The organism is Streptomyces sp. NPDC058373, from assembly GCF_042723275.1.
GTDB lineage: Bacteria > Actinomycetota > Actinomycetes > Streptomycetales > Streptomycetaceae > Streptomyces.
In genome coordinates this window covers 25332-32336 of record NZ_JBHXJE010000060.1, presented here as the reverse complement: position 1 = coordinate 32336, position 7005 = coordinate 25332, and the positions used below count along the sequence as shown (strand labels likewise).

Below are 7005 nucleotides of genomic sequence, written 5' to 3'. Positions count from 1 at the left end.
CCCCACTACCCGTACAGCCTGTCCCCCACTCGCCCCCCCCCGCCGCCCCCCCCCCCCCCCCCCGGGTGCCCCCCCCCCTACGGGGGGGTGCCCCCCACCGGTGCGGGCGACAGGCCCAGGGGTCAGGGAGCCATCGCCATGGAGGGGAGCAGGGCCTCGCCGCCGCTCCCGGCGCGGCGGACACCCGCCGACGGCGGAACGGCCGCCTCCGCGAGGGGTCCGGTACCGGCCGCCTCGGCGCGGGCGGCCCGCGCGGTCCGGCCCTCCGCGGTGGTGGCGGCGTCCCCGTCCGCGGCGGTGGCGGTGCCGGTCAGGTAGGCGGAGACGACGACGTTGGCGGTGTAGGTGTTGCGGGCCTTGTCGAAGGTGCCGCCGCAGGTGATCAGGCGCAGCTCCGCGCGGCCCTGCTGCCGGGGCGCGTACGCCTTCTGCGCGTCGAACCCCTCGCGCTCCAGCACCTGGACGTCCTCGACGGTGAACTCGGCGACCGTGCCGTCCTCGCGGCCCACGCGGACGCGGGCGCCCGGCTCGGCAGCGCTCAGGGTGTAGAAGACGGCGGGCTGGGTGCGGGTGTCGACGTGGCCGACGAGCAGGGCCGCGCCCTCCTCGCCGGGCTGCGGCCCGGACTCGTACCAGCCGACGGCGTCCGGGGCGTCGAACGACGGCGGGGCGACGGCCCCCGCGTCGTCGAGGCCGCGCGAGACGACCTCGGCCGAGGAGACGCCGATCGACGGAACGTCCAACCGCACCGGGCGGGAGCCGGGCAGCGGATCGCGGGCGGGCGGCAGGTCGGCCCCGGCCGGACCGGCCACCGCCGCCGACCGCCCGTTCCCCGTGCCCGGCAGCGGGGAGCCGTCGGAGACCTCGCGTCCCCAGATCCACAGGCCGAGCAGCAGCACGGCCCACGCCGCAGTGGTGATCAGCCTGCTGTGCGCGCGCTTGCCTTCGGCCATGGTCAGTCCGTACGCCTGCCGCGGCGCAGCCGGTGGCTTGCGAAGGCGAGCACCGCCGCCGAGACCAGGGCGCCGCCGATGACCGCCTGCGAGGCGCCCGGGCCCTCGTTGCCCGACGCCTCGGCCGCGACCTCGGCCGTGCCGCCGCCGCCCGCGCTCACCGGGGCGTGCGGGTGCTGCTTGTGATGGACGACGGTGACCGTGCCCTTGGCGTGCCGGTTCTCCTTGTCCTTGCAGTCGACCTTTATCTCGTACTGGCGCGGCTGGGCGTCCGACCGGATACGGGCCTCCGCGTAGAGCTCGCCGCGGTCCGCCGAGGGGCTGAACCAGGCGTCCCCGGCGAAGGCCTCCGAGAGGCCGACCGCCTCGCGGCCCCGGCAGTTGTCGACGCGCAGCGTGACCTCGCCGCCGGGCGAGACGGTCGACGGGGAGACGGTGACCCGGCCTGGCTTGTGGTGGTGGCCGTGGTTCTCCTCGTCACCGGCGACCGCGGTGGAGGCGGCGAGCGGGGTCAGAGTCAGTGCGGCGGCCAGTGCGGCGGCACGCACGGTGATGCCATGGATGCGCATGGTGAACCTCCTGTCCCTCGCAGGTTCGCCCGCCCCCCGGGGCCGCGCCACTCGGATGCGCGAGGAAGGCGGGCGGGTCGGGGGAGGTTGCGCTTTCCGGGTGAACCCGGGGCCGCCGGTGCTTCCCGCGCCTCCCCGGCCTCCCGTGCCCCGGCGGTGAGCCGGCGCCTCCAATAAAGTGTGGTTGTCCCACGAGTCCGTATGGCAGGAGTCCGCACCTATGACAGAGCGTCAACCGATCCAATCGTGGCTCACGGACATGGACGGCGTCCTGATGCACGAAGGGGTGCCGATCCCCGGTGCCGACACCTTCATCACCAAGCTCCGCGACTCCGGCAAGCCCTTCCTGGTGCTGACCAACAACTCGATCTACACGGCGCGCGACCTGCACGCCCGGCTGAAGCGGATCGGTCTCGAGGTGCCGGTCGAGAACATCTGGACCTCCGCCCTGGCCACCGCCAAGTTCGTCGGCAGCCAGCACCCCGACGGCACCGCCTACGTCATCGGCGAGGCGGGCCTGACCACGGCACTGCACGAGGCCGGGTACATCCTCACCGACAGCGACCCGGACTTCGTCATCCTGGGCGAGACCCGGACGTACTCCTTCGAGGCGCTGACCAAGGCGATCCGCCTGATCAAGGGCGGCGCCCGGTTCATCGCGACCAACCCGGACAACACGGGTCCGTCCACGGAGGGCGTCCTCCCGGCGACCGGTTCGGTGGCGGCGCTGATCACCAAGGCGACCGGCAAGGAGCCGTACTTCGTCGGCAAGCCCAACCCGCTGATGATGCGCACCGGCCTCAACGCCATCGGCGCGCACTCCGAGTCGAGCGCGATGATCGGCGACCGGATGGACACCGACGTCCTCGCCGGTCTGGAGGCCGGGATGACGACCTACCTGGTGCTGACCGGGCTGACCTCGGCGGGCGAGCTGGACCGGTTCCCGTTCCGGCCGACCGAGGTCGTGGACTCGATCGCGGATCTGGTCGACCTGATCTGACGCCGGGTCCCGCGGCGGTCCTCAGGGGCGCAGGCGCCGGGCGAGTTGCAGCAGGACCGCGCCGCAGGCCGTCAGGGCCGTCGCGAGCAGACCGAGGAGGGTGGCGGAGCCACCGGTCTCGGCCAGCTCGGGGCGGCCCTCTTCGCCGCTCCGGCCGGGCTCGTCCTCCTGGCGGTCGCGGCCGTCGCCGGGCTGGTCGCGCCGCGGGGTCTCCCCGGTCGGGTCGGCGGTGGGGGACGGCGCGGGCGGCACCGTGCCGGGCGGGCGCGGGCTCGCCGGGGCCGTCTCCAGGCCGGACGGCGGCGGGGAGGCCGGCCGGCCGGTGGGGACGGGCACCTCCGTGGGGAAGCGGGAGGCGGGCGGGGGTTCCCCCGTCGCCCATGGGACGGGCAGGGGCCAGGGGCTGGGCGGGACGGGGACGGCGGGCGGCCGCGCGGGGGACGGGGCGGTGTCACGCGGCCGGGCCGGCTCGTCGCTGCGGGGCGGGCGCGCGGGCGGGACGGGTGGCCGCGTGTCCCCGCCCTCGGCGGCCCGGAGCGTGAAGGTGTACGTGTCCGAGTGGCCGACCCAGCGGCCTTCCCCGTCGTGGCGCTGGACCAGGGCGGCCTGGACGGCGACCCGGTCGGCCCCGGCGTCGTCGCGTACGGCGAGCCGCAGCCGTACGTCCGTACTGCCGCCGGGGCGCACGGTGAAGCCGCGGAAGCCCTTGCCGCCGTCGAGGACGCCGACGCTCTCGTTGCGCGAGGTGTGGCGCAGGCGGACGGGGAGCCACCGGTGCCCGTCGTGGAAGTCGAGGCGCAGCTGCGCGGGGACGAGCGCGCGGGCCTCGTCGACGAGGACGAGCACCGGGTGGACGCGGTGGCAGGTGACGCGGCCCGTGTTGCGGATGTGGACGGTGAAGCCGCTCGGCCCGTCGCCCGCCCGGAGGGTGCCGGGCCCGCCCCGCAGGTGCCCGGTGAGGGGGAAGGACGGCGCGTCGGGCTGGGCGCAGAGCGGGACAGGCGGGCCCGCCGGGCGGGCGCCGGGGGCGGCCGGGGCGTGGGCGGCCCCGGCGGGCGCCGGGTGGGCCGGCGCGGCGTGGGCGGAGGCGGTGGTGAGCGGGGAGGCGAGCGCCAGGACGACGGCCAGGGGGGTGCGCGGGCGCATGGGTGCCTCCAGGTCGTACCGGCGGCCGACGGCACTGGGAGGGACCGTCGGCCGTTGGCGCGACCCTGCCATGGGGGTGCGGGCGCGGTGGGGCACGCCACGCGTGGTTCGGCTGTTCGAGCCGGGCGGGGCGGCGGGAATCCCTCGGTCGGCCGATAATCCGACCATTAGGTGGCGAAGCGGTCGCGGCCGTGGGGCGTGAGCGGCGGTTCGTGCTTGGCTGGGGCCATGTCTGATGTCACCACCGCGTCCACCGCCGGGTCCGCCGGCGCCTCCGCGCCGGTCCGGGTCGCCCTCGTCGGGTACGGCCTGGCCGGTTCCGTCTTCCATGCCCCGCTGATCGCCGCCACCGAAGGCCTGGTCCTCGACACCGTGGTGACCTCCTCGCCCGAGCGGCGGGACGCGGCCCGGGCGGAGTTCGGCGAGGTCCGGTTCGCTGACACCGCCGACGCGCTGTGGCCGCGCGCGGACGAGCTGGACCTGGTGGTCGTCGCCTCCCCCAACAAGACGCACGTCGCCCTCGCCGAGGCGGCCCTGCGCGCAGGGCTGCCGGTCGTGGTGGACAAGCCGCTGGCCGGTACGGCGGCCGAGGCCCGGCAGTTGGCGGCGCTGGCGAAGGAACGCGGGCTGCTGCTGTCCGTCTTCCAGAACCGCCGCTGGGACAACGACTTCCGCACCCTCGCCGCCCTGCTGGAGGCGGGCACGCTCGGCGACGTCTGGCGGTTCGAGTCGCGGTTCGAGCGCTGGCGTCCGAAGCCGAAGGGCGGCTGGCGCGAGTCGGGCCGCCCCGAGGAGATCGGCGGCCTCCTCTACGACCTGGGCAGCCACGTCGTCGACCAGGCCCTGCACCTGTTCGGCCCGGTGGAGCGGGTCTACGCCGAGTCGGACGTGCGCCGGTTCGGCGCGGAGGCCGACGACGACACCTTCCTCGCCCTCAGCCACACCAGTGGCGTCCGCTCCCACCTGTACGTCAGCGCCACCGCCGCCCAGCTCGGCCCGCGCTTCCGGGTCCTAGGCTCGGACGCCGGGTACGTGAAGTACGGCCTCGACCCGCAGGAGGCGGCGCTCCGCGCGGGCGAGCGGCCGCTGCCGCTGGAGCCCTGGGGCGAGGAGGGCGAGGCGATGTGGGGCCGCGTCGGCTCGGGCGAGTCCCCGCTGACCGGCGGCGGCGCCCCCCAGCCGACCCTGCCCGGCGACTACCCGGCGTACTACCGGGCCGTTCACGCCGCCCTGCGCGAGGGCGGCCCGAACCCGGTCACCGCGCTGGAGGCGGCCGACGCCCTGGCCGTCCTGGAGGCGGCCCGCGAGTCGGCGCGTACCGGGGCGACGGTGGACCTGGTCGGGCGCGTCTGAGCCTGCGGTGGCCCGGGCGGGGCGGCCGTGAGCTGCAGGGCCGTCCCGCCCGGCCGCCGGACAGGGCCTAGGCGGCGGCCTCCCGTACCGCTTCCCGTATCGCCTCTTCCGCGCTCCCCATGACCTGCCGCTGCCGCCCCAGCCCGGCGATCTCCACCTCGACCACGTCGCCGGGGCGCAGGTACGGCTTGGGTTCGGGCTGGCCCATGGCGACGCCGGCGGGGGTGCCGGTGCTGACGATGTCGCCGGGGTAGAGCGTCATGAACCGGCTGATGTAGGCGACGGCCTCGCCGACCGGGAAGATCTGGTCGGCGGTGGTGCCGTCCTGGCGGAGCACCCCGTTGACGGAGAGCCGGACGGTGAGGGCCTGCGGATCGGGGATCTCGTCGGCGGTCACCAGCCAGGGCCCCAGCGGGCTGAAGGTCTCGCAGTTCTTGCCCTTGTCCCAGGTGCCGCCGCGTTCGATCTGGTACTCCCGCTCGGAGACGTCGTGGGCGATCGTGTACCCGGCGACGTGCGCCAGCCCTTCCTCCGCCGTCCGCAGGTGGCGGGCGGTGCGGCCGATGACGACGCCGAGTTCCGCCTCCCAGTCGGTGCGGGTGCTGCCCGGCGGGATCAGCACGGTGTCGTCCGGGCCGACGACGGTGTCCGGCGCCTTGAGGAAGAGGATCGGCTCCTCGGGGACGGCGGCGCCGGTCTCGCGGGCGTGGTCGTGGTAGTTGAGCCCGACGCAGACGATCTTGCCGATGGCTTCCAGCGGCGGGCCGGTGCGCAGCCCCGCCGGGTCGAGCGGCGGCAGTCCTTCGGGGTCGGCGGCGGCCCGGCGCAGCCGTGCCAGCGCGGGGTCGGCGGCGAGGAGGGCGGCGTCGAGGCGGTCGACGACGCCGGAGAGGTCGCGGAGGATTCCGGCCTGGTCGAGCAGGGCGGGGCGCTCGGCGCCCGCCGTTCCGACACGCAGCAGCTTCATGGTCGAACTCCCGTGATCGCTCGGGCCCGCCCCGTCCCGCACGCGCGAGGCGTACGGGCCGGGCCGGGCGGAGCGGACGGCGCGGGGGCCGTCCGCCCGGGTGGTGCCCTGAGCGAGTGGTCCGCCCGGTGGTGTGCGGCCGCCGGAGGACCGACCGATCGTGCCGGAGGGCGGGGGCGCGCCGCAAGGGTGCGTTCAGCGGGTGGACGGTTCCGCCGACCGGGCGACGGGGTGCGGCAGGTCAGGCGGGTACGGGGACGGCGGCCGGCTCCTCGCGGTAGAGGAAGGTCCGCTCGACCGCCGTCCACAGGGTGCTGGTGACCACGTACAGCGCGGCGGCGAGCGGCACGAAGCCGACGGTGAAGAGCGTCATGAACGACATCAGCGGCATGATCTTCGTCATCGCACCCATGCCGGGCACGGCCTCCGCACCCCCGCCCGACGTGGCGGTGAGCGCCGCGCCGGCGGCGAGCTGGCGCTTGGTGCGCCGGTAGTTGTACACGGCGACGGCCACGACCACGGCGAAGAGCACCAGGTAGACCTGGCCCTGCGCGCCGAACACCCCGCCGTCGGCCAGCGCCTCCTTCCACCGCCCGCCGAGCGGCGCGGCGAAGAGGGAGTGGCCGAGGAGGGTGTTGGGGGCGCCGCCGATCTCGGCGGAGGCGAAGAGGTGGTACATCAGGAAGAAGGCGGGCAGCTGGCACAGGCTCGGCAGGATGCCGGAGAACGGCGACACCTTCTCGGCCGCGTACAGCTCCAGCGTCGCCTTCTGCAGCCGTTCCGGATTCTTCTTGTGCTTCTTGCGCAACGCCGCGACCTGCGGCGCGAGCCGCGTCCGGGCCCGCTGCCCACGGGCCGCCGCCCGGGAGAGCGGCAGCACCAGCAGCCGTACGAATGCGGTGAACAGGACGATGGCGGCGGCGGTCGAGGCGGTGCCGGCGACCGGTTCGAGGACGTCGCCGATCGCGTCGACGAGGTCGGCGAAGGCGGAGAAGAACGACAAGGGAAACCCTCCCG

7 protein-coding genes are annotated in these 7005 nt (G+C 75.6%); 2 read left to right on the top strand and 5 right to left on the bottom strand.

Annotated elements, in window-relative coordinates:
• Positions 1-122: 122 nt before the first annotated feature.
• Both ACFWMZ_RS25700 and ACFWMZ_RS25695 read right to left on the bottom strand, forming a co-directional pair.
• Positions 123-953 carry a class F sortase gene (locus tag ACFWMZ_RS25700; protein WP_383204415.1) on the bottom strand — a complete coding sequence of 277 codons (831 nt, stop codon included), beginning with the start codon at positions 951-953 and terminating at the stop codon, positions 123-125.
• Between the two features lie 2 nt (positions 954-955).
• A complete protein-coding gene (locus ACFWMZ_RS25695; RefSeq protein ID WP_383178510.1) occupies positions 956-1522 on the bottom strand; it encodes a hypothetical protein in 567 nt (188 codons plus the stop codon).
• Positions 1523-1742: 220 nt separating this feature from the next.
• Between ACFWMZ_RS25695 and ACFWMZ_RS25690 the strand changes: the two genes are divergently transcribed.
• Positions 1743-2522: an HAD-IIA family hydrolase gene (locus ACFWMZ_RS25690; RefSeq protein ID WP_383178507.1), complete on the top strand. Its 780-nt coding sequence runs from the start codon at positions 1743-1745 to the stop codon at positions 2520-2522.
• 21 nt (positions 2523-2543) lie between these two features.
• On the opposite strand, the gene ACFWMZ_RS25685 is transcribed toward ACFWMZ_RS25690, so the two are convergent.
• Complete coding sequence (locus ACFWMZ_RS25685) at positions 2544-3668, bottom strand: hypothetical protein (protein ID WP_383178504.1); 1125 nt, start codon at positions 3666-3668, stop codon at positions 2544-2546.
• Between the two features lie 228 nt (positions 3669-3896).
• Between ACFWMZ_RS25685 and ACFWMZ_RS25680 the strand changes: the two genes are divergently transcribed.
• Positions 3897-5021 (top strand): Gfo/Idh/MocA family oxidoreductase, encoded by a 1125-nt coding sequence (locus ACFWMZ_RS25680; protein ID WP_383204412.1) that lies wholly within the window; start codon positions 3897-3899, stop codon positions 5019-5021.
• Between the two features lie 67 nt (positions 5022-5088).
• Here ACFWMZ_RS25680 and ACFWMZ_RS25675 read toward each other — a convergent pair whose 3' ends face one another.
• Both ACFWMZ_RS25675 and yidC read right to left on the bottom strand, forming a co-directional pair.
• On the bottom strand, positions 5089-5988 hold the full coding sequence (locus ACFWMZ_RS25675; RefSeq protein WP_383204409.1) for a fumarylacetoacetate hydrolase family protein: 900 nt from the start codon (positions 5986-5988) through the stop codon (positions 5089-5091).
• A gap of 241 nt (positions 5989-6229) precedes the next feature.
• On the bottom strand, positions 6230-6991 hold the full coding sequence (yidC, locus tag ACFWMZ_RS25670) for a membrane protein insertase YidC (protein ID WP_383178495.1): 762 nt from the start codon (positions 6989-6991) through the stop codon (positions 6230-6232).
• Positions 6992-7005 lie beyond the last annotated feature (14 nt).

What these genes read in the sequence shown, in the direction of transcription:
- ACFWMZ_RS25700 (WP_383204415.1), bottom strand. Translation starts at nt 953, where the DNA reads ATGGCCGAAGGCAAGCGCGCGCACAGCAGGCTGATCACCACTGCGGCG.
- ACFWMZ_RS25685 (WP_383178504.1), bottom strand. Translation starts at nt 3,668, where the DNA reads ATGCGCCCGCGCACCCCCCTGGCCGTCGTCCTGGCGCTCGCCTCCCCG.
- ACFWMZ_RS25695 (WP_383178510.1), bottom strand. Translation starts at nt 1,522, where the DNA reads ATGCGCATCCATGGCATCACCGTGCGTGCCGCCGCACTGGCCGCCGCA.
- ACFWMZ_RS25690 (WP_383178507.1), top strand. Translation starts at nt 1,743, where the DNA reads ATGACAGAGCGTCAACCGATCCAATCGTGGCTCACGGACATGGACGGC.
- ACFWMZ_RS25675 (WP_383204409.1), bottom strand. Translation starts at nt 5,988, where the DNA reads ATGAAGCTGCTGCGTGTCGGAACGGCGGGCGCCGAGCGCCCCGCCCTG.
- ACFWMZ_RS25680 (WP_383204412.1), top strand. Translation starts at nt 3,897, where the DNA reads ATGTCTGATGTCACCACCGCGTCCACCGCCGGGTCCGCCGGCGCCTCC.